The 21634-nt window shown below is 74.8% G+C and carries 25 protein-coding genes and 2 tRNA genes; 16 read left to right on the top strand and 11 right to left on the bottom strand.

Annotated features, from left to right (window positions below):
* Window positions 1–41: 41 nt before the first annotated feature.
* The 8 genes from P3H78_RS24995 (at window position 42) to P3H78_RS24960 (ending at window position 5957) form a co-directional block, all read left to right on the top strand.
* Complete coding sequence (locus P3H78_RS24995) at window positions 42–476, top strand: roadblock/LC7 domain-containing protein (RefSeq protein WP_276111402.1); 435 nt, start codon at window positions 42–44, stop codon at window positions 474–476.
* The gene (locus tag P3H78_RS24990) at window positions 473–850 is read left to right on the top strand and encodes a DUF742 domain-containing protein (protein ID WP_276111395.1); all 378 of its coding nucleotides are present in this window, start codon (window positions 473–475) and stop codon (window positions 848–850) included. The genes P3H78_RS24995 and P3H78_RS24990 overlap by 4 nt, the downstream gene beginning before the upstream one ends.
* A complete protein-coding gene (locus P3H78_RS24985) occupies window positions 828–1445 on the top strand; it encodes a GTP-binding protein (RefSeq protein WP_276111394.1) in 618 nt (205 codons plus the stop codon). The genes P3H78_RS24990 and P3H78_RS24985 overlap by 23 nt, the downstream gene beginning before the upstream one ends.
* 65 nt (window positions 1446–1510) lie before the next feature.
* Entirely contained in the window at window positions 1511–2074 is a 564-nt protein-coding gene (locus P3H78_RS24980; protein WP_276111393.1) for a GAF domain-containing protein, read from the top strand.
* A 166-nt stretch (window positions 2075–2240) separates the two neighbouring features.
* Window positions 2241–3269 carry an L-threonine 3-dehydrogenase gene (gene tdh, locus P3H78_RS24975; RefSeq protein ID WP_276111392.1) on the top strand — a complete coding sequence of 343 codons (1029 nt, stop codon included), beginning with the start codon at window positions 2241–2243 and terminating at the stop codon, window positions 3267–3269.
* Between the two features lie 35 nt (window positions 3270–3304).
* Window positions 3305–4504, top strand: coding sequence for a glycine C-acetyltransferase (locus P3H78_RS24970; protein WP_276111391.1), 1200 nt, complete (start codon window positions 3305–3307; stop codon window positions 4502–4504).
* A 95-nt stretch (window positions 4505–4599) separates the two neighbouring features.
* Entirely contained in the window at window positions 4600–5517 is a 918-nt protein-coding gene (locus tag P3H78_RS24965; RefSeq protein ID WP_276111390.1) for a LysR family transcriptional regulator, read from the top strand.
* An 80-nt stretch (window positions 5518–5597) separates the two neighbouring features.
* On the top strand, window positions 5598–5957 hold the full coding sequence (locus P3H78_RS24960) for an MmcQ/YjbR family DNA-binding protein (RefSeq protein ID WP_276111389.1): 360 nt from the start codon (window positions 5598–5600) through the stop codon (window positions 5955–5957).
* A 15-nt stretch (window positions 5958–5972) separates the two neighbouring features.
* On the opposite strand, the gene P3H78_RS24955 is transcribed toward P3H78_RS24960, so the two are convergent.
* Window positions 5973–6884 (bottom strand): transketolase family protein, encoded by a 912-nt coding sequence (locus P3H78_RS24955; RefSeq protein ID WP_276111388.1) that lies wholly within the window; start codon window positions 6882–6884, stop codon window positions 5973–5975.
* 83 nt (window positions 6885–6967) lie between these two features.
* Complete coding sequence (locus P3H78_RS24950; protein ID WP_276111387.1) at window positions 6968–7675, bottom strand: thiamine pyrophosphate-binding protein; 708 nt, start codon at window positions 7673–7675, stop codon at window positions 6968–6970.
* Window positions 7676–7822: 147 nt separating this feature from the next.
* Between P3H78_RS24950 and P3H78_RS24945 the strand changes: the two genes are divergently transcribed.
* Window positions 7823–7899: transfer RNA gene (locus tag P3H78_RS24945), tRNA-Pro, on the top strand.
* A gap of 135 nt (window positions 7900–8034) precedes the next feature.
* Here the strand turns inward: P3H78_RS24945 and P3H78_RS24940 are convergent.
* From P3H78_RS24940 to P3H78_RS24920, 5 genes are all read right to left on the bottom strand, one after another.
* The gene (locus P3H78_RS24940; RefSeq protein ID WP_276111386.1) at window positions 8035–8838 is read right to left on the bottom strand and encodes a COG4705 family protein; all 804 of its coding nucleotides are present in this window, start codon (window positions 8836–8838) and stop codon (window positions 8035–8037) included.
* A gap of 204 nt (window positions 8839–9042) precedes the next feature.
* The gene (locus tag P3H78_RS24935) at window positions 9043–9579 is read right to left on the bottom strand and encodes an NUDIX hydrolase family protein (RefSeq protein WP_276111385.1); all 537 of its coding nucleotides are present in this window, start codon (window positions 9577–9579) and stop codon (window positions 9043–9045) included.
* Between the two features lie 55 nt (window positions 9580–9634).
* A complete protein-coding gene (locus P3H78_RS24930; protein ID WP_276111384.1) occupies window positions 9635–10825 on the bottom strand; it encodes an amidohydrolase family protein in 1191 nt (396 codons plus the stop codon).
* Window positions 10825–12228 carry a type I glutamate--ammonia ligase gene (locus tag P3H78_RS24925; RefSeq protein ID WP_276111383.1) on the bottom strand — a complete coding sequence of 468 codons (1404 nt, stop codon included), beginning with the start codon at window positions 12226–12228 and terminating at the stop codon, window positions 10825–10827. Before P3H78_RS24925 ends, P3H78_RS24930 begins: the two co-directional genes overlap by 1 nt.
* 58 nt (window positions 12229–12286) lie before the next feature.
* Window positions 12287–13099 (bottom strand): SAM-dependent methyltransferase, encoded by an 813-nt coding sequence (locus P3H78_RS24920; protein WP_276111382.1) that lies wholly within the window; start codon window positions 13097–13099, stop codon window positions 12287–12289.
* Window positions 13100–13551: 452 nt separating this feature from the next.
* Here P3H78_RS24920 and P3H78_RS24915 point away from each other — a divergent pair, with 452 nt between their 5' ends.
* Entirely contained in the window at window positions 13552–14421 is an 870-nt protein-coding gene (locus P3H78_RS24915) for a Cof-type HAD-IIB family hydrolase (RefSeq protein WP_276111381.1), read from the top strand.
* Between the two features lie 23 nt (window positions 14422–14444).
* Here the strand turns inward: P3H78_RS24915 and P3H78_RS24910 are convergent, their stop codons facing one another.
* Complete coding sequence (locus tag P3H78_RS24910; protein WP_276111380.1) at window positions 14445–15251, bottom strand: alpha/beta hydrolase; 807 nt, start codon at window positions 15249–15251, stop codon at window positions 14445–14447.
* A 112-nt stretch (window positions 15252–15363) separates the two neighbouring features.
* On the opposite strand from P3H78_RS24910, the gene P3H78_RS24905 reads away from it, so the two are divergent.
* On the top strand, window positions 15364–16551 hold the full coding sequence (locus tag P3H78_RS24905) for a thiolase family protein (protein ID WP_276111379.1): 1188 nt from the start codon (window positions 15364–15366) through the stop codon (window positions 16549–16551).
* Window positions 16552–16589: 38 nt separating this feature from the next.
* Here the strand turns inward: P3H78_RS24905 and P3H78_RS24900 are convergent, their stop codons facing one another.
* Window positions 16590–16745: a hypothetical protein gene (locus tag P3H78_RS24900; protein WP_276111378.1), complete on the bottom strand. Its 156-nt coding sequence runs from the start codon at window positions 16743–16745 to the stop codon at window positions 16590–16592.
* 153 nt (window positions 16746–16898) lie between these two features.
* On the opposite strand from P3H78_RS24900, the gene P3H78_RS24895 reads away from it, so the two are divergent.
* The 4 genes from P3H78_RS24895 (at window position 16899) to P3H78_RS24880 (ending at window position 19975) form a co-directional block, all read left to right on the top strand.
* A complete protein-coding gene (locus P3H78_RS24895) occupies window positions 16899–17378 on the top strand; it encodes a hydrolase (RefSeq protein ID WP_438828039.1) in 480 nt (159 codons plus the stop codon).
* Window positions 17379–17486: 108 nt separating this feature from the next.
* A complete protein-coding gene (locus tag P3H78_RS24890) occupies window positions 17487–18593 on the top strand; it encodes a serine/threonine-protein kinase (RefSeq protein ID WP_276111376.1) in 1107 nt (368 codons plus the stop codon).
* Between the two features lie 102 nt (window positions 18594–18695).
* Complete coding sequence (locus P3H78_RS24885) at window positions 18696–19142, top strand: RpiB/LacA/LacB family sugar-phosphate isomerase (RefSeq protein ID WP_276111375.1); 447 nt, start codon at window positions 18696–18698, stop codon at window positions 19140–19142.
* An 86-nt stretch (window positions 19143–19228) separates the two neighbouring features.
* Complete coding sequence (locus tag P3H78_RS24880) at window positions 19229–19975, top strand: cobalt-precorrin-6A reductase (RefSeq protein ID WP_276111374.1); 747 nt, start codon at window positions 19229–19231, stop codon at window positions 19973–19975.
* A gap of 61 nt (window positions 19976–20036) precedes the next feature.
* On the opposite strand, the gene cobF is transcribed toward P3H78_RS24880, so the two are convergent.
* Window positions 20037–20810, bottom strand: coding sequence for a precorrin-6A synthase (deacetylating) (cobF, locus tag P3H78_RS24875; RefSeq protein ID WP_276111373.1), 774 nt, complete (start codon window positions 20808–20810; stop codon window positions 20037–20039).
* 94 nt (window positions 20811–20904) lie between these two features.
* On the bottom strand, window positions 20905–21426 hold the full coding sequence (locus P3H78_RS24870) for a DUF309 domain-containing protein (RefSeq protein WP_276111372.1): 522 nt from the start codon (window positions 21424–21426) through the stop codon (window positions 20905–20907).
* 102 nt (window positions 21427–21528) lie between these two features.
* On the opposite strand from P3H78_RS24870, the gene P3H78_RS24865 reads away from it, so the two are divergent.
* Window positions 21529–21602, top strand: a tRNA-Pro gene (locus P3H78_RS24865).
* Window positions 21603–21634: the final 32 nt, after the last annotated feature.

The raw sequence follows: 21634 nt of genomic DNA, 5'->3' as shown, positions 1-21634 counted from the left end.
GCCCTCCCGCAGCCCTTCGCACCCCGAGGAGTCGATCCACCATGGCGAGCGATGCGCCGACCGGTCAGTTCTCCGACCTCGACTGGCTGATGAGCGGTCTCGTCCAGCGCGTGCCCCACACCACCAGCGCCGTCCTGCTGTCCTGCGACGGACTGGTGAAGTCCGTCCACGGCCTCGACCCCGACAGCGCCGACCACATGGCCGCCCTCGCGTCCGGGCTGTACTCGCTCGGCCGCAGCGCCGGCATCCGCTTCGGCGACGGCGGCGACGTCCGGCAGGTCGTCGTCGAGCTCGACTCGACCCTGCTCTTCGTCACCACCGCCGGCTCGGGCACCTGCCTCGCCGTGCTCGCGGGCCGCGAGGCCGATGCGGCGGTCCTCGGCTACGAGATGGCGATGCTGGTCAAGAGCGTCCGCCCCTACCTGGTCACGGCGCCCCGGCAGCACACCGCCGAACCCCCGGCGCTGAGGCCTTGAGCGCCGCGACGGCCGGCGACGGGCCCTGGCTCGACGACGCGGCCGGACGGCTGGTGCGCCCCTTCACGGTCAGCAACGGCCGTACCCGGCCGACCATCGAGCTCGACCTGCTGTCGCAGGTCATGGCCACCGGAGCCACCCCACTCGGCTACCTCGGCCCCGAGCACGCCCAGGTCCTGGACCTGTGCCGGAGCCCCGTCCCGGTCGCCGAGATCGCCGCCCACCTGAAGCTGCCGGCGGCGGTGACCAAGGTCCTGCTGGCCGATCTCGTCGACTGCGGGGCGCTGACCACCAAGCCCCCCGCGTTCCACCACCACCCCACTGACCGGGCCCTTCTGGAGGCAGTGCTCGATGGACTACGACGACAGCTCTGACCACGCCGGCGGCACCGACCCCTTCCCCACCGCGCTGAAGATCCTGGTGGCGGGCGGGTTCGGTGTGGGCAAGACGACCTTCGTGGGCGCGGTGAGCGAGATCGCCCCGCTCAGCACGGAGGAACTGCTCACCACCGTCAGCGCGGCCACCGACAACCTCGACGGGATCGAGAACAAGGTCGAGACGACGGTCGCCATGGATTTCGGCCGCATCACGCTCGACGCCCGGCACGTGCTCTACCTGTTCGGCACGCCCGGACAGGAGCGCTTCTGGTTCATGTGGGACGAACTCTCCGAGGGCGCGCTCGGCGCGGTCATCCTGGCCGACACGCGCCGTCTGGAGGAGTGCTTCGCCGCCGTCGACTTCTTCGAGCAGCGCGGCCTCACCTTCGTCGTCGCCATGAACCAGTTCGACGGCGGACACCACTACGACCCCGAGGAGGTGCGCACCGCCCTGGACCTCGACGCGGAGGTGCCGGTCGTCCGCTGCGACGCCCGCATCTCCAGCTCCGGCGTCCAGACCCTGCTGGCCCTCGTCCGCCACCTCCTCGCCCACACACCCGCCCCCGCGCCGAGCCACGGCGCCCGCTGGTGACCGACCCTCCCCACCCTGCTACGGAGCCCGTACATGACACACGCGCACAGCGCCGGAGCCCGGCCATGAGCTACGACCCGCCGCGCCCGGCCGGTCGCCTGCTGCTCACCCCCGAGGACCGGGACGCTCCGGCCCGCACCGCCAGGCTGCGCGGACTGGGCCTGGGGGAGCGCGCCGAGCCCGCACTGGACGCCTTCGCCGACCTCCTCGCCGACCGCACCGGCGCCCCGTACGCGATGGTCAACCTCCCGTGCGAGAACCGGCAGTTCTTCGCCGGCCTGCACCGGCCCGAGCGGGACGTGCTCAGTGTCGACACCGACGGGACCCGGCGCGAGGTGGGCCGCTACCTGCCCCGCGACCACGGCTTCTGCCCGCACGTGGTGGCCCGCCGCAAGGCGCTGGTCCTGGACGACGTCCGCGACTACCCGCGGTTCGCGGGCAACCCGGTCGTGGACGAGTTCGGCATCCGCTCCTACCTCGGTGCCCCGCTGATCGACAGCACGCAGACGGTCCTGGGCACGGTGTGCGTCGTCGACACCGAGCCGCGGCCCTGGGGCCGGGAGGGCCTGAGGACCATCAAGGAGGCGGCGGACGAGCTCGCGCGGCGACTGGAGTGCCGGGAGCCCTGAGGCTAGCGTGAAGGAAAGCTGTGGCCGCGCTTAAGAAATCCTCGATGGACCGGGGGCGGCGGTATACGGCAGATTGCCAGTCGATTCCACCCCTCTCCCCGGGCAAGGGTTCCTTCGGCGCGCCCGGACACCCGCACCCCGGGCCGCACGCACAGGAGCCCGAGCGTTGAAGGCGCTGGTCAAGGAGAAGTCGGAGCCCGGCCTGTGGCTCATGGACGTGCCCGAGCCCACGGTGGGCCCCGGCGACGTACTGATCAAGGTCCTGCGGACCGGTATCTGCGGCACCGACCTGCACATCCGGAACTGGGACGGCTGGGCCCAGCAGGCCATCAGCACCCCGCTCGTGCTCGGACACGAGTTCGTCGGCGAGGTCGTGGGGACCGGCCGTGACGTCAGCGACATCAAGCCCGGCGACCGGGTCAGCGGCGAGGGCCACCTGGTGTGCGGCAAGTGTCGCAACTGCCTGGCCGGACGCCGTCACCTGTGCCGCTCCACGGTCGGCCTCGGCGTCGGCCGGGACGGCGCCTTCGCCGAGTACGTCGCCCTGCCCGCCACCAACGTGTGGGTGCACCGGGTCCCCGTCGACCTCGACGTCGCCGCGATCTTCGACCCGTTCGGCAACGCCGTGCACACCGCGCTGTCCTTCCCGCTGGTCGGCGAGGACGTCCTGATCACCGGTGCGGGCCCGATCGGCCTGATGGCGGCGGCCGTCGCCCGGCACGCCGGCGCCCGCAACGTCGTCATCACCGACGTGAGCGAGGAGCGCCTCGAACTCGCCCGCAAGATCGGCGTGAGCCTCGCCCTCGACGTCTCCGCGACCACCATCGCCGACGGGCAGCGCACCCTCGGCCTGCGCGAGGGCTTCGACATCGGCCTGGAGATGTCCGGCCGCCCCGAGGCCCTGCGCGACATGATCGCCAACATGACCCACGGCGGCCGGATCGCCATGCTCGGCCTGCCCGCCGAGGAGTTCCCGGTCGACTGGGCGCGGATCGTCACCTCGATGATCACCCTCAAGGGGATCTACGGCCGGGAGATGTTCGAGACCTGGTACGCGATGTCGGTGCTGCTGGAGGGCGGCCTCGACCTCGCCCCCGTCATCACCGGACGCTACGGCTACCAGGACTTCGAGGAGGCCTTCGACGACGCGGCAGGCGGCCGCGGCGGCAAGGTCATCCTCGACTGGACCGCCTGACCCGCCCGCAGCGCAAGCACCCTAGGAGCCCTTCCATGTTCGACTCCGTGCGCGACGACCTGCGCGCCACCCTCGACGAGATCCGCGCCGCCGGCCTGCACAAGCCCGAGCGCGTCATCGGCACCCCGCAGTCCGCGACCGTCGGGGTCACCGCGGGCGGCCGCCCCGGCGAGGTCCTCAACTTCTGCGCCAACAACTACCTCGGCCTCGCCGACCACCCCGAGGTCGTGGCCGCCGCCCACGCCGCGCTGGACCGGTGGGGCTACGGCATGGCGTCGGTGCGCTTCATCTGCGGCACGCAGGAGGTGCACAAGGAGCTGGAGGCCCGGCTGTCGTCGTTCCTCGGCCAGGAGGACACGATCCTCTACTCCTCCTGCTTCGACGCCAACGGCGGCGTGTTCGAGACGCTGCTCGGCCCCGAGGACGCGGTGATCTCCGACGCGCTGAACCACGCGTCGATCATCGACGGCATCCGCCTGTCCAAGGCCCGCCGCTTCCGCTACGCCAACCGCGACATGGCGGATCTGGAGCGGCAGCTGAAGGAGGCCACCGAGGCCGGGGTCCGCCGCAAGCTGATCGTCACCGACGGCGTCTTCTCCATGGACGGCTACGTGGCGCCGCTGCGCGAGATCTGCGACCTCGCCGACCGCCACGACGCGATGGTCATGGTGGACGACTCGCACGCCGTCGGCTTCGTCGGCCCGGGCGGCCGCGGCACCCCCGAGCTGCACGGCGTCATGGACCGTGTCGACATCATCACCGGCACCCTCGGCAAGGCCCTCGGCGGCGCCTCCGGCGGCTACGTCGCCGCCCGCGCCGAGATCGTCGCGCTGCTGCGCCAGCGCTCCCGGCCCTACCTGTTCTCCAACACCCTCGCCCCCGTCATCGCGGCCGCCTCCCTGAAGGTGCTGGACCTGCTGGAGGCCGCGGACGACCTGCGGGTCCGGCTGGCGGAGAACACGGAGCTGTTCCGGCGCCGGATGACGGAGGAGGGCTTCGACGTCCTCCCCGGCGACCACGCCATCGCCCCGGTCATGATCGGCGACGCCGCGAGGGCGGGCCGGATGGCGGAGCTGCTGCTGGAGCGGGGCGTCTACGTGATCGGGTTCTCGTACCCGGTCGTCCCGCAGGGCCAGGCCCGGATCCGGGTGCAGCTGTCCGCCGCGCACTCGACGGACGACGTGAACCGTGCGGTGGACGCCTTCGTGGCGGCCCGCGCGGAGCTGGAGGCCTGACGGCCCCCGGCGGAACACGGCCGGACCCGCGCCCCCGCGGGTCCGGCCGGTGGCCGGAATCCGACCTTCCCGTCCGGCTTGCGATAATCGACGTCATGATCGAAGCACGGCGGCTGCACATCCTGCGTGCGCTGGCCGACCACCGCACCGTGACGGCGGCCGCCGCCGCCCTGTACCTCACTCCGTCCGCGGTCTCGCAGCAGCTGACGGCGCTGGAGCAGGAGACCGGCCACCGCCTGGTCGAGCGCAGCGCCAAGGGCGTGCGGCTCACCCCGGCCGGCGAGATCCTGCTGAACCACACCAACGCGGTCCTCGCCCAGCTGGAGCGGGCCGAGGCCGAGCTGGCCGCCTACGGCTCGGGGGAGGCGGGCACGGTCACCGTCGCCGCCTTCGCCACCGGCATCGCCCTGGTCGTCGCCCCCGCGGTGGCCCGGCTCGCCGTCACCGCGCCCGGCATCCGCATCCGCGTGCAGGACGCGGAGGGCGACGCCAGCCTGCCCATGGTGCTGGACCGGCAGGTCGACGTGGCGGTCGCCGTGGAGTACCGCGGCGCGCCCCCCGCGGGCGACCCCCGCCTGGCCCACCTGCCGCTCTACGCCGAACCCTTCGACGCGGTCGTCCCGGTCACCCACCGGCTGGCCGGGGCCGCCGAGGTGCCGCTCGCCGAGCTGGCGAAGGACCCCTGGATCGGCCCCTACCCCGGCAACCCGTGCCATGACGTGGTCGTCCTGGCCTGCGAGAACGCCGGCTTCCAGCCCCGCCTGGAGCACTCCTCCGACGACTTCCGGGCGGTGGTGGCCCTGGCCTCGGCCGACGCGGGCGTGGCCCTCGTCCCCCGGTCCGCGCTGCACGGCATGGACCTCGGCGGTGTGGTGGTCCGCCCGGTCGACGGGGTCGCCCCCACCCGCCGGGTCTTCGCGGCGGTCCGCCGGGGGGCCGAGGAGCACCCGCTGATCCGCCCCGTGCTCCGCGCCCTGGACCACGTGGCCCGGGACGACGTGGCCCGGGACTGAGCCCCGGCCCGCCGACCGCTGCCCGCCCGGGCGCGGCCGCCCCGGGTCCGCTGTCGGTGGCGGCGGCTACCGTGCGGAGCATGCCGGACGCCGAAGACGTACGCCGTGTCGCCCTGTCCCTGCCGGACACGGTGGAGAAGACCGCCTGGAGCATGCCCACCTTCCGGGTCGCGGGGAAGATGTTCGCCACGCTGCCCGAGGAGGAGACCTCCGTCGCCGTGCGCTGCCCGAAGGAGGAGCGCGACGAGCTGGTGCTGGCGGAGCCCGCCAAATTCTGGATCGCCGGCCACGAGGCGCAGTTCGCCTGGGTCCGGGTCCGGCTCGCCGCCCTGGAGGGCGAGGACGAGCTGCGCGACATCCTCGCCGACTCCTGGCGCCAGGCGGCCCCGCCGCGCCTGCTGGAGGCCCACCCGCGTCTGGGCCTGCCCGGGGGCCGGTGAGCGCGGCGCCCCGGCTCAGACGCCCGCCGCGCCCCCGAGGAAGCCGGTGATCCGCTCCCGCAGCGACCCGGCGTCCAGTCCGTGGGCCGCCACGTGCTCGTCCACGGTGCCGTAGCGCCGCAGCTCGCGGCGACCCACGCCGAGCCCGAGGACGCGGTGCGGGACGTCATGCAGCGCCTCGCCGACCGCCGCCGTCGAGGTGCCCGCGAGATACGGCTCGACCAGGACGACGTCCGCTCCCGCCGCCCGGACGGCCCGGCGCAGCGCGGCCGCGTCGAACGGCCGGACCGTGGCCGCGTACAGCACGGCGGTGTCCAGGCCGCGGGTGGCGTCGAGCACCGCGTCGAGCATCGGCCCGACGGCGACGACGACCCCGCGGCGGCCCTCGCGGACGGTCGTGAGGTGCGCGCCGTCCACCGGGCGCGCCTCCGCGTTCGACTGCACCGACAGGCGCACGTAGACCTTGTCGTCCCCCGCGGCGACCGCGTGCCGCAGCAGGGTCTCGGCCTCGTCCGGGTGCCCGGGCACGTGCACGGTCCAGCCGTCCAGGGTGTCCAGGAGCGCCACGTCGCCGGGCGCCATGTGGGTGTGGCCGCCGGCCGGCCAGTCGAACGAGGCCGCCGCGCTGACCAGCACCGCTCCCACCCCCTGGTGGCCCAGGTCCAGCTTGACCTGCTCGAAGGGCCGCTCCACCAGGAAGCTGGCGAAGGTGTGCAGCACCGGGCGCATCCCGGTGAGCGCCAGACCGGCTCCCGCACCCACGAGGAGCTGCTCGCGGATCCCCACGTTGATCACGCGGTCGGGGTGGCGGCGCAGGGCGTCGGCGAAGCCGTCCGCGCCGATCTCGGCGAGGACGACCGCGACCCGCGGATCCTCGTCGAGCAGGCCGGAGAGGACGGGGGCGAGGCGGTCGCGCATGGTGTCCATGGACGTGGACCCTTCTTGCTGGTCGGGCGGGGTGGAAGGACGGGGGAGCGGAGTGCGGCCGGGGCCGGGCGCGCGTCCCGAGGTCAGGAGGACTTCGGCTCGACCCGGGCCACCACGACGTGCGGGCGCCCGGGGTGCGCGGCGGTGAAGGCGCGGTGCAGGGCCGCGTGGTCGCGGCCGTCGACGGTCAGTGCCGACCACCCCGCCGCCTCGAAGCGGGCGGCGATCCCGCCGGGCCGGGCGTGGCGGGCGGAGGCGTTGTCGACGACCACGGTGTGCAGCCGCTCCAGTCCCGCCGGGCCCGCGAAGGCGATGGCCTCGTGGTTGCTGCCCTCGTCCAGCTCGGCGTCCCCGGTCAGCACCCACACACGCGGCCCGTGCAGGCCCTGCGCGCGCAGGCCGAGCGCCGTGCCGACCGCGATCGGCAGCCCGTGTCCGAGCGAACCGCTGCCGATCTCCACGCCGGGCACCAGGGTGCGGTCCGGGTGGTGCCCGAGCGGGGAGTCGTAGGTGCCGAAGTCCGGCAGCCATCCCTCGGGCAGGAAGCCCTTCGCGGCGAGGACCGCGTAGTACGCCATCGGCCCGTGCCCCTTGGAGAGCAGGAAGCGGTCCCGCTGCGGGTCGTCGAGGCGGTCCGGGGAGACGTTGAGCACCCGGTCGTACAGCACCCAGAGCACGTCGAGGGTGGAGGTGGCGGCGGGCCCGTGCTTCTCGTCCCCGGTCATGAGGGCCATCAGCCGGGGCAGGCCGGCGTGGCCGGGGGCGTCCCCGCGTTGGTCGGTGATCGTCATACGGACGATCGTGCAACCTCAACCAAGCTTGAGGTCAAGCGGCCGTCGTCGGCGGCGCACGGGAAAGGGGTGCGCGACCACCGACCCGAGTGCGGTATTGTTTTCCTGCGCGTACGGCCGAGGGAAACCCCCAGGTCAGACGGGCAACGGGACGTGGCGCAGCTTGGTAGCGCACTTGACTGGGGGTCAAGGGGTCGCAGGTTCAAATCCTGTCGTCCCGACCAGCTTCACGCAGGTCGCAGGCCGTCTCCTCACCACGAGGAGGCGGCCTTCTCCGTCTGCCCCGCGGCCCCGGCGCGCGAGGCCCGCGGGCCGCCCGGTGGGTCCGGGGCGCGGCCCGCGGGCGCGGGCTCTCCGGCTCAGGGGCGGGTGTCCGCCCGGGACACGGCCAGGTAGGTGACGAAGCCGAGGATCGCGACCGTCCAGGCCAGCGTGACCGGGCCCAGGCCCAGGTCCAGGCCGCCGCGGGTGGTGGGCAGGGCCATCCAGTCGGCGAGCGAGGCGCCCAGCGGGCGGGTGATGACGTAGGCGGTCCAGAAGGCGGTCACCGCGCCGAGCACCCGGCCGCGGTGGGCGAGCGCGGGCACGCAGATCGCCGCGCCGAAGAGCACCACCGAGCCGAGGTAGCCGAGCCCGGCCGTCGCGCTCAGGTCGCCCGCGGCGGTGCCGAGCGCGAAGGTGGCCAGGACCGCGGCCCAGTAGAACGCCTCACGGCGGCGGGTGCGGATGCTGTGGATGGACAGGGTGCGCTCGACGGCGTACCAGAGGCCGAACACGGCGGCCAGCGCGGCCAGGAACGCGGGCGTGGAGACCGCGTAGGGCACTCCGAGGCCGACGTGCAGCACGTCCGCGGCCATGGTGCCGAAGACGCTCACCGCGACGATGGCCGTCCAGTAGATCCACGCCACGTACCGGCGGACGGCGAACTGGAGCACCAGGGCGGCGAGCAGGCCGAGCCCGCCGAGCGCGACCGCCGGAACCGGGCCGAGGAGGTGGGCCAGCCAGTCGGACGCCGTCTCGCCCATGCCGGTGGTCAGGACCTTGATGATCCAGAAGTAGACGGTGACCTCGGGCACCTTGTTCGCCAGGCGGCCGGCGCGTGTGACGGGGCTGTCGGATCGCGGTGTGTCGCGGCGGTCGTCCAGGACGTGCTCTGTGCTCATGGCGCGCACGATCGCATGCGTAACCGGGCTTTTCCCAGGGCCCTTTGCCAGGGTTTTGGGACTTCTGGTGCAGGTGTTGCCCGGCGCCCCCGCGAACCTGACCGCAACCTGAACGACTCCGCGGAATCCCTGGTCACAGGGGTTGACCGGCGGGTACGAAGGAGGGTCGGGCAGGGCCGTGCGGTGGCGCGCCGGGCGCGCGCGTCAGAACACGTGGCCGACGTGCGCCAGCGCCTGCCGGAGCAGCACGCCGTGACCGCCGGGCATCTCGCTCTGCACCGCCGGGGAGGCCGCCTCCTGCGGGCTGAACCAGACCAGGTCCAGGGCGTCCTGCCGGGGACGGCAGTCCCCGGTGACCGGGACGATGTAGGCGAGCGACACCGCGTGCTGCCGCGGGTCGTGGTAGGGCGTGACGCCGGCCGTCGGGAAGTACTCGGCGACCGTGAACGGCTGCAGCGAGGCCGGCACCCGCGGCAGTGCCACCGGGCCGAGGTCCTTCTCCAGGTGGCGCAGCAGTGCGTCCCGCACCCGCTCGTGGTGCAGCACCCGGCCGGAGACGAGCGTCCGGCTGACCGTGCCGTCCGGTCCTATGCGCAGGAGCAGGCCGATGCTGGTGACTTCGCCGCTGTCGTCGACGCGCACGGGCACCGCCTCGACGTACAGGATGGGCATCCGGGCCCGGGCCGACTCCAGTTCGTCGCTGGTCAGCCAACCCGACGTGGTTTCGGTCATGTCAGACATTGCTTGATCATACTTTCCGGTGTTCCGTCGTGGGGCGTGCCGCTCCGGGCGGCTGCTACCGGCCGCCTGCCGGCCGCACCTCCCGGATGCCGTTGTCGAGTCCGTAGACCCGCTCCGCATTGCCGCGCCCCGTCCAGCGGGCGATGCGCAGGGCGTCCGCACGGCTCAACTCGTCGTCGTCCACCCGCTCCTGGAGCAGTGCGGCCATGCCGCGGCGGAAGGCCAGTGAGCCGAGGTGGTGGAACTCGGCCAGACCATAGGCGTCGGAGCTGTACAGGAGTTTGCGGAACGGTGCGATCTCCAGGGCCTCCTCCAGGACCACGCGCGCCCGGGCGGGCCCCACGTAGGTGAGGGTCAGGCCCACGTCCAGGTACACCTGCTCGAACACCGAGGCCAGGTAGGAGGCTTGGCGCTGATAGGGCCAGCAGTGCAGCAGCAGCACCGGCACCGAGCCGGGGATCCGGTGCAGCCAGTCGGTGAGCCGGGACGGGTCGGCCCGGTGCAGCCGGACGTCCGGATCGCCGAACCCGGTGTGCAGTTGCAGCGGCAGCCCCAGCTCGACGGCCGTCCACAGCAGATGGCGCACGAGGACCGGATCGTCGAGCCGCTCGTGCCGGTCCGCCTGCCACCGGGCCGCGGCCAGCGCGACCTCCTCGTCGGTCGGCCGGGCCGGATCGAGGTCGAAACCCGTGCGGTACGCCGCCACCGACTTCACCGCCACCACGCCCGGCCGTCGCGCCGCCTGCTGGGCCGCGTCGGTGAACGCCCGTGCGTACTCGCCCGGTTCGACCCCGCGCGCTGCCACCGCCTCAGCCACCCGCTCCAGCCGTACGACCTCGTACGCCACCGCGTCCCCGCCCGCGGCCGCGGCCAGCTCCGCCCGGGTCGTGGCCCGGGCCGGAGCGAACCCGGTGTCCACGCAGAACACGTCGGTGCGCGCGGCCGTGAGGAAGCGGCGGTTGACCTCCCGCGCGCCCAACTCCGCCCGCCGCGCCACGTAGTCGTCGGCCCGGGCGTGCCGGGGCAGGTCCAGCAGGGGGGCGCAGTGGCGGCGGACGGCCACGCCGACCGGGCTGTCGAAGGGGGAGATGCCGCTGTCCGGCCACACCGTGCCCTCGGTGAGCAAGGCCTCGAAGCCCACCCGGTCCGGATCGTCGGTGGTGACGGCGTGGCAGTGGTGGTCCACCAGCGGCAGCTCCGCCAAAATCTCGTGCATCTCACCGGGGCCGTTCGTGGTGTCGTTCATCAGTACACCCAGCGGTACGCCGCCGCCACCTGCTCGTCGTCCATGCCGTCGACGGCCGCGAGCTCCCCCTCGCGCACCGCGATCACCGCGTCGGCCAGCACGGGCCCGAGGGCGGAGCGCAGCAGGGCGTCCGCGCGGAACGCGGCGACCGCCTCCGCCAGGCCGGTCGGCAGTCTCCGCACACCCCGCGCGGCCGCCTCCGCCGCGCCGAGCCGCGCGGGATCCCCGGTGACCTCCTCGGGCAGGGGTGCGGACGACGTCAGTCCGTCCACTCCGGCGGCGATCAGGCAGCCGAGGGCCAGATACGGGTTGGCGGCCAGATCGACGGGCTTGACCTCCAGGTTCGCGGCCCGGTCGTGCTCCCCCGCGGTGCCGGTGACGACGCGCACCGCGGCCTCGCGGGCCTCCCGGCCCCAGGCCGTGAAGACGCCGGCCCACTGGGAGGGCCGCAGCCGCAGACGGCTCGCCGGGCTCGGCGCGGTGACCGCCGTCAGGGCCGGGAGCCGGGCGAGCAGACCGGCGGCGAAGGACTCTGCGTCCGGCGTCATGCCGTGGCGGCCGGCGCCGCCGGAGTGCAGGTTCGTGCCGTCCCGCCAGGCCGACAGGTGGACGTGCCCGCCGTTGCCGACGCCGGTGGCGAGGACGGCGGGGGAGAAGGAGACCCGCAGTCCGTGCCGGCGGGCCACCGCGCGCACCGTCTGCCGCACCAGCACACTGAGGTCGGCCGCGGCCACCGGATCGGCCGCGCCGACCGAGACCTCGAACTGCCCGGCCGCGTACTCGGGGTGGAACTGCTCCACGTCCACGCCCTGGGCCGCGAGCGCGGCGAGCAGGTCGGCCGACCAGTCGCTCAGCTCCACCTGCCGGGCGGCGCCGTACGCCGGGCTCGTGGTCGCCGGTACGAAGGCGCCCTCGGGCGCGTCCCCCCGGCCGACGGACCACTCGACCTCGATGCCCGCCCGGAACGTGAGCCCGAGGCGCCGCTCGGCGTCCGCGGCGATCCGGCGCAGCGCGGTGCGGCTGCACCCGGGATGAGGGGCGCCCTCCTGGGTGATCCGGTCCACCGGGGCCCACGCCCAGCCGGGCTGGCCCCGCAGCACGGTCAGCCGGCCGAGGTCGGGATAGAGGCGCAGGTCGCCGTCCGGGGAGCCGAGCACGTCGGTGGAGACGATGGAGTCGTTCGCCAGGAAGGTGTCGAACACCGGTGACATGCCGACGCCCCAGGCCGCGGCCGACGCAAGCTTCGCGGTGGGCACGGTCTTCACCCGGCCGACGCCCGCGGTGTCGACGTAGGCCAGGACGACGCCGTGCACCCCGCGGCCGGCCAGCTCGCCGGCGAGCGCGGTGGCCCGATCGACGTCGCCGGGGCGTCCACCGGGGACGGGGTCGGCAGGCGTGGTCATTCGTCCTCCTCGGCGAACTCGGTCGGACCGGCGGCCGGTGTGCCGCGGGCGGCCCGCCTCAGGGTTTCACGGCGACCGCGCCGAACTGCGGCACCGCGGCCGGGGACGGGGCGTCGGCGCGCCACTGCGAGCAGGGCACCAGTCCCGGCTCGACGAGGTCCAGGCCCTCGAGGAACGCGGCGACCTCGGCGCGGCCGCGGGCGGTGATCGGGGGCGTGGCGTTGGCGTTCCAGAACTCCATCGCCGGGACGTTGCCCTCGCCGCCGAGGTCGGCGTCGTACGTCGGGTGGGTGAGCACCAGGTAGCTGCCCGGCGGCACCGCGGCCATGATCCGGCGGACGATCTCCCGGGCCCGGTCCGTCTCCAGCACGAAGTTGAGGATGCCCAGCATCATGACCGCGACCGGGCGGCCCAGATCGAGGGTGGCGGCGGCGCCTGCCACGATGGTGTCCGGGTCGTGCACGTCGGCGTCGATGTAGCCGGTGACACCCTCGGGCGTGCTGGTCAGCAGGGTGCGGGCGTGGGCGAGGACGATCGGGTCGTTGTCGACGTACACGATCCGGGAGTCCGGAGCGATCCGCTGGGCGATCTCGTGGGTGTTGTCGACCGTCGGCAGCCCGGTGCCGACGTCGAGGAACTGCCGTATGCCGCGCTCGGCGGCCAGATGGCGGACCGCGCGGCCCAGGAAGTCGCGGTCCGCGCGCGCCACGTCCCGGATCACCGGGAACATCCCGGCGACCTGCTCGCCGACGCGCTGGTCGACCTCGTAGTTGTCCTTGCCGCCGATCCAGTAGTTCCACACGCGCGCGTTGTGCGCCACGGACGTGTTCAGCCTCGGCGATCCGCCGGAAGGGGTGTGGGTCCCGCTCACGTCTGCGCTCCGCTTCCCTCGTGGTCCGTCCCGCGCTCGCGGCCGTCGCCGCCATTGTGCCGCCCGGTGATCACGCTGTCCCGGGATTGCGCGGAGCGAATCCTTTCGGGGGCCGGTGCCGGGTCCTGCCGGGGCCGGGGCGGCGACCGGACGGAGGGGGCGGGCGGCCGGGTCGGTACGCTGGCGGGGTCGTTCCGGAGGGTGGCGGTCCGGCGGCGGGCCCCCGGGGCCGTCGGCCGGCCGTGCGGTGCGGGGGCCGTCCCGTCGTGCCGCGACCGTGCGGTCCCGTACGGGGGCGCGGCGTGCGCCCGCTCCCGCCCCGCGGGACCCGGCCGCGGATCCCGGGGCCGGGAGAGCGGCGGCCCGCCCGGCAGCGACACCGTCCCGCGTACGGCAACGGAGCCGGCGCCCGAAGCCCGGCGTGCCCTCGCGCCCCCGCAGAGAACCGGACCATGCCCAGCACCCCCTCGACCCTCACCTCCCTCTCCGGGCCCTGCGGCGCTCAGGCCGACATCCGGCTCGTCGTCACCGACATGGACGGCACGCTCCTGGACGACGCCAAGCGATTCCCTCCGGGCCTGCGGCCGGTCCTCGCCGAGCTGCGCCGGCGCGGTGTGCTGTTCAGCCCGGCCAGCGGCCGCCAGTACGCCACCCTCGCGGAGCAGTTCGGCGCCGAGGGGCGGGGCATGGTCTTCATCGCCGAGAACGGCACCTACGTCGTGCGGGACGGCGAGGAGCTGAGCTCCGACCCGCTGGACCCGGCCGCCGCGGGCCGGCTCGTCCACTGTGTGCGGGGGCTCGCGGCCGGCGGGGTGGACGTGGGCGCCGTCGTCTGCGGCAAGCGGTCGGCGTACGTCGAGCGGACCGACGAGGCGTTCCTGGCCGAGGTGCGCAAGTACTACGTGCGGCACCGGATCGTGCCGGACGCGACGGCCGTCGACGACGAGGTCATCAAGGTGGCCCTCTTCGACTTCGGCCCCGCCGAGCGGACCACCGCGCCCGCCCTCGCGGACTTCGCGGGCACCCACCAGGTCGTCGTCTCCGGCGAGCACTGGGTCGACGTCATGAACCGCACCGCGAACAAGGGCGCCGCCCTGCGCCGCCTCCAGCGGGACCTCGGCGTCACCCCGGCGCAGACCCTGGTCTTCGGCGACTACCTCAACGACCTGGAGATGCTGGACGCCGCCGACTGGTCCTTCGCCATGGCCAACGCCCACCCCCGGGTCATCGCCCGGGCCCGCCACCTGGCCCCCTCCAACAACGACAACGGCGTCCTGCGCACCCTCGCACGTCTCCTGCACCTCCCGCCGGCGGTCTTCTGACGGTCCCCGGAGGGCCTCCGCCGTCAGCGCGGCAGGACCGTGTCCAGGAATCCCGTGAGGTCGGCGAGGACCTCGTCCCGGTTCGTCTCGTGGAAGACCTCGTGCCGGGCGCCCGGGTAGATCCGCTCGGTGACGCCGGCGCCGCCCAGCCGCTCCACGCCCGGGCGGCTGCCCGGCAGCGGCACCAGCCGGTCGTCGGTCCCGTGCAGCCACAGCACCGGGACCCCGCCCGCTCCGCCGCCCTCCTCGACGGTGCGCAGCGTCCGGGCGAACGCCTCGACCGTCGGCCGCTTCATCGGCCCGTGCCACACCAGCGGGTCCGCCGCGTACGACGCGCCGACGGCCGGGTCGCGGGAGAGCGCGGCCGGGCTGATAGGGGTGTCGGGGATCTCGTCCAGCGCAAGCAGCCGGCCCGGCAGCCTCCAGTCCCCGATGACCGGGCCGGACAGCACGAGCGCGGCCAGTCCGCCGTGCCGCTGGGCGTAGCGGGCGGCGACGAGCCCGCCCATGGAGTGGCCGATCAGCACCAGCGGCAGGCCCGGATGCGCGGACCGGGCCGCGCCGACCGCCGTGTGCACGTCGGTCACCACGTCCTCGAAGTCCTCCACCACGACCCGCTCGCCGGCCGACCGGCCGTGGCCCACGTGGTCGGGGCCGTACACCGCCGCGCCGTGCGCCACGAGCACCCGGGCCACTCCCGCGTAGCGTCCGGCGTGCTCGCCGTAGCCGTGCACCACCACGGCGACGTAGCGCGGCCGCTCGTTCGGCCACTCCAGGACGCACAGCGCGCCCCGGGTGCCGGTGAGGACGTGCTCGCGCGGGTCGGCCATGTCTCCTCCAGGGGTCGGCGGGCCTGCGGGGGATCTTCCCAGGCGGCCGGAGGGAGGTCTATAGTCCAAAACTAGCGGTGCTAATTAAATGGGTAGTCCAAGGAGTCCTGTCGTGCGTCCCGTCCATTTCGCGGCCGCCCGCCGCACCCCGATCGGCAAGCTGCGCGGAAGCCTGTCCTCCGTGCGGCCCGACGACCTCGCCGCGGCCGTGATCCGCGCCCTCGTCGAGCAGGTGCCCGCGCTCGACCCGGCCCGCATCGACGACGTCTACTGGGGCGCCGCCAACCAGGCCGGCGAGGACAACCGCAACGTCGCCCGCATGGCCGCCCTGCTCGCCGGTCTCCCCGAGACGGTACCCGGCGCCACGGTCAACCGCCTGTGCGCCTCCGGCCTGGAGGCCGTGACCACCGCGGCCCGCACCATCGCCGCGGGCGAGGCCGACGTCGTCGTCGCGGGCGGTTCGGAGTCGATGAGCCGCGCCCCCTTCGTGCTGCCCCGGCCCGACGAGGCCCTCCCGCACCGCATCGAGACCTTCGACACCCGCCTCGGCTGGCGCCTGGTGAACCCGGCGATGAAGGAGCTGCACGGCCTGCTCCCGATGGGGGAGACGGCCGAGGAGGTCGCCGCGCGCCACGGCGTCCCGCGCGAGCGCCAGGACGAGTTCGCGCTGCGCAGCCACCAACGGGCCGCCCGGGCCCGCAAGGACGGCCACTTCGACGCCGAACTCGTCCCCGTCGTACGGCCCGACGGCGTGACCGTCGACCAGGACGAGTGCATCCGCGAGGACACCTCCCTCGACCGGCTGGCCCGCCTCAAGCCGGTCTTCCGCCCCGGCGGCACGGTCACCGCGGGCAACGCCTCGCCGATGAACGACGGTGCCGCCGGCCTCCTCCTGGTCAGCGAGGAGGCCCTGGAGGAGCTGGGGCTGGAGTCGCTGGGCCGCTATGTCGCGGGTGCCTCCGCGGGCGTCCACCCCGACGTCATGGGCATCGGGCCGGTCCCCGCCACCCGCAAGGTGCTGGCCCGCGCCGGCTGGGGCGTCGGCGACCTGGAGGAGGCCGAGTTCAACGAGGCGTTCGCGGCCCAGGCGCTCGCCTGTGTCGACGAGCTGGGCATCGACCCCGACCTGGTCAACCCCACCGGCGGCGCCATCGCCCTCGGCCACCCCCTCGGCTGCTCCGGCGCCCGCATCCTCACCACCCTGCTCCACCGCATGCACCGCACCGGCGCCCGCCGCGGCCTGGCCACGATGTGCGTCGGCGTCGGCCAGGGCAGCGCCCTGCTGGTCGAGGGCGCCTGAGCCCGGCCCCCGCCCGCGGGGGCCGCTTCCGCGGCCCCTCAGGCGGCCTGACGGGTGAAAACGGCGCGGAACCGGTCATGGCGGTCCACATCCGTCCAGAGGTCGATCCGGCGCGGGCGGCCTGCGAACAGGCCCCACAGAGCCGTCGAGAAACCCGTCGCCAGCGGGATGAGCAGCCACGACAGTACGCTCAAAGCCGTTCTCCTAGCCTGAGGTGGATCAGCAGGTACGGCGACGATGGCACAGGTCATCAGCTGCACATATCTCCATAAGAGGCAACTCATCATCTTTTCACTCCTCCGTCGGACGCCGGCACACCCGAGTGCCCCGTCGCGGAGCGGGACGTGATCGCCGGGCCCCTCATCGACCGGCTCCCGGCAGTGCTGCGGGCCGTCCCGTACGCCGGCTCCCGCTTCCCGGGCTCCGCCGCCGTGGCCGCCCGGCCGGACCCGGCGGCCGGGGCGAACTGCCAGCTCTACGCCTACGCCGTGCTGCACCACTTCGGCCTGCTCGCACCCCCGCTGCGGTCCGGCGAGCTGTGGGCCGACACCCGGTCCACGGTCCGCGTGGACCGCGCCCGCCTCCTGGACCTCATGCTGTTCAACAACGGCCCGGACCCCTACGGCGCCCACGTCGGCGTCCGCACGGACGACGGCCGGGTCCTGCACCTGTGCGCCGAGGTGGGGCGCCCCGCGGTGTGGAGCCTCGCCGACCTCGCCGTCCGGGAGCGCTACCGCACCCTCGTCGGCGTCAAGCGGGTGACGGTCCGTCGGGCGCCGCCCGCACCCGGTTCCGGCGTGGTCACGGGGACGTCAAGCGATCGCTAGGATGAGCCGGTTGCCGAGCCCCGACGCGCCGGCCGGCCACGGGCCGGGAGCGCCGCGGGGCGCCGGCGCGGCGGGTGCGAATCTCCGGGGATTGAGGACGGTCTACGAGTGCTGGTGGCGGGTCGTTACCGGTTGGAAGCGGTCATCGGGCGCGGCGGGATGGGGGAGGTCTGGCGGGGCCTCGACGAGGTCCTCGGCCGTCCCGTCGCGGTCAAGCTCCTGCTGAACGACGGGGTGGACGCCTCCGCCGCGGCCCGGTTCAGGCTGGAGGCGCAGACCTCCGCACGGCTCAACCACCCCCACGTGGTGGGCATGTTCGACTTCGGCGCCTGGGAGGACCGCTTCTTCCTCGTCATGGAACTGGTCGAGGGGGACAGCCTGGCGGGCGAGCTGACCGCCGGCGGGCCGCTCGACCCCGACCGGCTCGCCCAGGTGGCGCAGCAGGCGGCCGAGGGACTCGCCGCGGCCCACGCGCAGGGCATCGTGCACCGCGACATCAAGCCCGGGAACCTGCTCGGCGCCCACGACGGCACCGGCACCGTGCGCATCGCGGACTTCGGCATCGCCCGGTTCCTCGACGACCCCTCCGCCGGGCTCACCTCCACCGGGCAGATCGTGGGAACCGGTCTGTACCTCGCACCCGAGCGTGCCATCGGAAATCCCGCGAGCCCGGCCTCCGACCTGTATTCGCTGGGCTGCGTGCTCTACCAACTGGCCGTGGGGAAACCGCCGTTCGACGCCGAGACAGCGACCGCGCTGCTCTACCAGCACGTCGACGCCCCGCCCGTGCCGCCGCACCAGCGCGGCGCCGCGCTGCCGCCCGCCTTCGAGGCGTACCTGCTCGGCATGCTCGCCAAGCGCCCGGAGGACCGTCCCACCGCCCGGCAGACCGCGGACTGGTTCGGCAGCGGGGCCTGGCGGGGCGCGCCGGAGCCGCTGCCGCCGGAGCTGCCCGGCGCCGCGTCCGGCCACGGGCGCTCCGCGGGCCCACGAGCCGCCGGGGCCCCCGCCGGGACCGTCGCACCGCCGCGCACCCGTGCCGCGGCCCCGACGGCGTCGGCCGCGGGGGACGGCTGGAACACCACCGTGCACCGGGTGCCCCCGCGGCGCCCCGGCCTGCGGACCTCCCTGCGCCGCCACCCCCGCACGGTCGCCGTGGTGGGGGGCACGTTCCTCTTCGCCTCCGCGGTGCTGGTCGGCCTTACCTGGTTCTAGGGCGTGTGCCGGGGCCCGCCGCCCCCGGAGCGGCGCCCCGCCCCGGCGCCGTACTCCCGGCCGACCCACGGCGCGGCGCCTCCCGCTGAGTAGGCTCGGCGCATGCGGATCTCCGTCTCCTCCGACATGGACGAACCCGTGGCCCGCAGCCTGGTCGCCCGGCTGCGCGAACGCGGACACGAGGTGCTGGCCCACGGTGCGCTGCGGCCGGACGGCGACCCGCGCTGGGCGGTGTGCTCCGCCGCCGCCGCGCGCGACGTCGCCGAGGGGCGGAGCGACCAGGCGGTGGTGTGCTGCTGGACCGGAACCGGCGCCTCGATCGCGGCGAACAAGGTGCCCGGCGTCCGCGCCGCCCTGTGCACCGACGCCGGCACGGCGGACGGCGCACGCCGCTGGAACGACGCCAACGTGCTGGCGCTCAGCCTCCGGCTGACCTCCGAGCCGCTGCTGGGGGAGATCCTCGACGCCTGGTTCGCCGCCGCGCCCGGCGACGACGCCGAGGACCGCGAGAACATCGCCCACGTGAAGCGCCTGGACGAGAGGGCGTAAGGCTCGGGCGCTTCGGGCCGCCGGGGCCACGGGGCCCGCGACCACCCACCGTCCCCGCCGGCCCGCCCGCCCCGTACGCTCGGCCCATGCCCGCGCACGTCCTGGTCCTCGGCGGCACCACCGAGGCACGCGAACTGGCCGCAGCCCTGACCGCCCGGCCCGGTGTGCGGGTGACGACCTCGCTGGCCGGGCGCGTGTCCCGGCCGGGCACCGTGGACGGCGAGGTGCGTGTCGGCGGCTTCGGCGGGGCGGAGGGCCTGGCGGCCTGGCTGCGCGCGCACCACGTGGACGCCCTCGTCGACGCCACGCACCCCTTCGCCGAGGCGATCACACGGAACGCGGCACGGGCGGCGGTCGCCACCGGCGTCCCCGCGGTCGTCCTGCGCCGCCCCGGATGGCCGCAGGCACCCGGAGACCGGTGGCATCCGGCCGACTCGCTGGAGCATGCGGCCCGGCTGCTGCCCGGGCTCGGGCGCCGGGTGTTCCTGAGCACCGGCCGGCTCGGCCTCGCCGCCTTCGCCGCCCTCACCGAGCTGCACTTCGTCGTCCGGTCGGTCGAGCCGCCGGAGCCGCCGCTGCCGCCGGACGTGGACCTGGTGCAGGCCCGGGGCCCCTTCACGGTGGCCGGCGAGACGGAGCTGCTGCGGGAGCACCGCGTCGACGTGCTCGTGACCAAGGACAGCGGGGGAGCGGCGACCGCGGCCAAGCTCACGGCCGCACGCGGGCTGGACCTCCCGGTCGTCGTCGTACGGCGCCCTCCGCTGCCCGGCGGGGTGGACGCCGTCCCCGACGTCGCCGCGGCCCTCGCCCGGTTGGGTCTCGCCCCGCGCTGACACCGGGGCGGATCCGCCCGCGCGGACACCGGGCGGGGGCGGCCCGGTCCGGCCGGCCCGGTCAGTCCTGCCGCGGGTTCCGGCGCAGCAGGTACGTGTCCATGATCCAGCCCTTGCGGGCGCGGGCCTCGGCCCGCAGCCGCTCGATGCGCGGCGCCGCCTCCGCGATCGGGCCGGAGTCGAGCACCTCGTCCGGCGTCCCCAGGTAGGCGCCCCAGTAGATGTGGATGTCCTGGTCGGCGTACCGACGGAAGGTCTGGTGGGCGTCCAGCATCACGACCACGTCGTCCACACCCTCCGGGAATCCCTCGGCCAGGCGCCGGCCCGTGGTGATCTGCACCGGGCGGGCGACCCGGTTCAGCCCCGTGCGGTGCCGGGCCACCAGCGAGGACACGCTGCTGATGCCGGGCACCACGTCGTACGAGAAGTCCACCGCACCCCGCGCGAGCACCTCCTCCAGGATCCCGAGCGTGCTGTCGTACAGCGACGGGTCGCCCCACACCAGGAACGCGCCGCGCTCGTCGGGGCCCAGCTCCTCGGCGATCAGCCGCTCGTAGATCCCGGCGCGGGCGCTGCGCCAGTCCCCGACGGCGGGGGAGTAGGCGCTGCCGCCCGCCGCCCGGTCCCGCTCCGGGTCGCGCGCCTCCACCAGGCGGTACGTCCCCTGCGGTACGTGCGTGTCGAGGAGGTCCCGGCGCAGCTGCACGAGGTCGGCCTTCACCTCGCCCTTGCCGAGGACGAAGAACACGTCCGTGTCGCGCAGTGCCCGCACCGCCTGCAGGGTGAGCTGCTCGGGGTCGCCCGCGCCGATGCCGATGACATGAATCTTTCGCACGCCCCGAGTCTGCCGTACGCCGCCGACGGTCCGCGCACCGGAGCCGCGGCGGCCGCACCGGGCGCCCGGCGGGCCGTCACGCGGCCGGCCGGGGCTACCGCGCCCGCCGCAGCCGGGGTGCCCGGGCCGCCGGGTCCACGGCCTCCGGCCGCCGCTCCACCGCGTCCGCCAGCCCGCGCGCCCAGGCGCCGAGCCCGTCGACGTCCAGGCCGTGCGGCGCGGGCCGCCCGGCCTCCCCCGCCCAGCGGTCGACGCCGTCCGCGCCGCGCCGCAGCAGCCGGGCACCGCCGGTGGCGTTGCCCCGGGCGGCGTGGGTGAGTCCGACGGCGAGCTGGGCCAGCCCCCGCCACAGCCCGCGCTCCGCGTCGGGGCCCGACTTCCAGGCGTCCTCGAAGACCTCGTGCGCGTGGAACGGCCTGCCCGCGTCCAGGAGTTCCTGCGCCTCGGCGACGGACTCCGCGGGCGTGCGCAGCACGCCCTCCGGCTGCCGGGCCACGCCCTCCGAGCCGTAGGGCAGCGGCCGTCCCAGCCCGTCCCGCGGCCGGGCGCTGCGTGCCCGGCCCTCGTCGTCCCGGTCCCGCCCGTCGCCCGGCCGTCCGGGGGATGCGCTGTTCATGTCCCCGATTGTCCCCCGGCTCCGCGCCCCTTTCGGCGCAGCGTCCGGTGTGCGGTAAAGTGACGGTCGCGCGATCACGCGGGTCACCGCACGTGAGCGCATCGGGACGTGGCGCAGCTTGGTAGCGCACTTGACTGGGGGTCAAGGGGTCGCAGGTTCAAATCCTGTCGTCCCGACTTGCGGCATCGCAGGTCGGAAGCCCGTGCCA

It is taken from the genome of Streptomyces tropicalis, assembly GCF_029269835.1.
GTDB lineage: Bacteria > Actinomycetota > Actinomycetes > Streptomycetales > Streptomycetaceae > Streptomyces > Streptomyces tropicalis.
This window is presented reverse-complemented; position numbering and strand designations above follow the sequence as displayed.

Bases quoted from the DNA above. Each gene is read 5' to 3' on its own strand.
- P3H78_RS24910 (WP_276111380.1), bottom strand. From the start codon at position 15,251: ATGGCCGACCCGCGCGAGCACGTCCTCACCGGCACCCGGGGCGCGCTG.
- P3H78_RS24980 (WP_276111393.1), top strand. From the start codon at position 1,511: ATGAGCTACGACCCGCCGCGCCCGGCCGGTCGCCTGCTGCTCACCCCC.
- P3H78_RS24935 (WP_276111385.1), bottom strand. From the start codon at position 9,579: ATGTCTGACATGACCGAAACCACGTCGGGTTGGCTGACCAGCGACGAA.
- P3H78_RS24915 (WP_276111381.1), top strand. From the start codon at position 13,552: ATGCCCAGCACCCCCTCGACCCTCACCTCCCTCTCCGGGCCCTGCGGC.
- P3H78_RS24930 (WP_276111384.1), bottom strand. From the start codon at position 10,825: ATGAACGACACCACGAACGGCCCCGGTGAGATGCACGAGATTTTGGCG.
- P3H78_RS24960 (WP_276111389.1), top strand. From the start codon at position 5,598: ATGCCGGACGCCGAAGACGTACGCCGTGTCGCCCTGTCCCTGCCGGAC.
- P3H78_RS24955 (WP_276111388.1), bottom strand. From the start codon at position 6,884: ATGGACACCATGCGCGACCGCCTCGCCCCCGTCCTCTCCGGCCTGCTC.
- P3H78_RS24880 (WP_276111374.1), top strand. From the start codon at position 19,229: ATGCCCGCGCACGTCCTGGTCCTCGGCGGCACCACCGAGGCACGCGAA.
- P3H78_RS24995 (WP_276111402.1), top strand. From the start codon at position 42: ATGGCGAGCGATGCGCCGACCGGTCAGTTCTCCGACCTCGACTGGCTG.
- P3H78_RS24950 (WP_276111387.1), bottom strand. From the start codon at position 7,675: ATGACGATCACCGACCAACGCGGGGACGCCCCCGGCCACGCCGGCCTG.
- P3H78_RS24965 (WP_276111390.1), top strand. From the start codon at position 4,600: ATGATCGAAGCACGGCGGCTGCACATCCTGCGTGCGCTGGCCGACCAC.
- P3H78_RS24870 (WP_276111372.1), bottom strand. From the start codon at position 21,426: ATGAACAGCGCATCCCCCGGACGGCCGGGCGACGGGCGGGACCGGGAC.
- P3H78_RS24970 (WP_276111391.1), top strand. From the start codon at position 3,305: ATGTTCGACTCCGTGCGCGACGACCTGCGCGCCACCCTCGACGAGATC.
- P3H78_RS24885 (WP_276111375.1), top strand. From the start codon at position 18,696: ATGCGGATCTCCGTCTCCTCCGACATGGACGAACCCGTGGCCCGCAGC.
- P3H78_RS24985 (WP_276111394.1), top strand. From the start codon at position 828: ATGGACTACGACGACAGCTCTGACCACGCCGGCGGCACCGACCCCTTC.
- P3H78_RS24940 (WP_276111386.1), bottom strand. From the start codon at position 8,838: ATGAGCACAGAGCACGTCCTGGACGACCGCCGCGACACACCGCGATCC.
- P3H78_RS24925 (WP_276111383.1), bottom strand. From the start codon at position 12,228: ATGACCACGCCTGCCGACCCCGTCCCCGGTGGACGCCCCGGCGACGTC.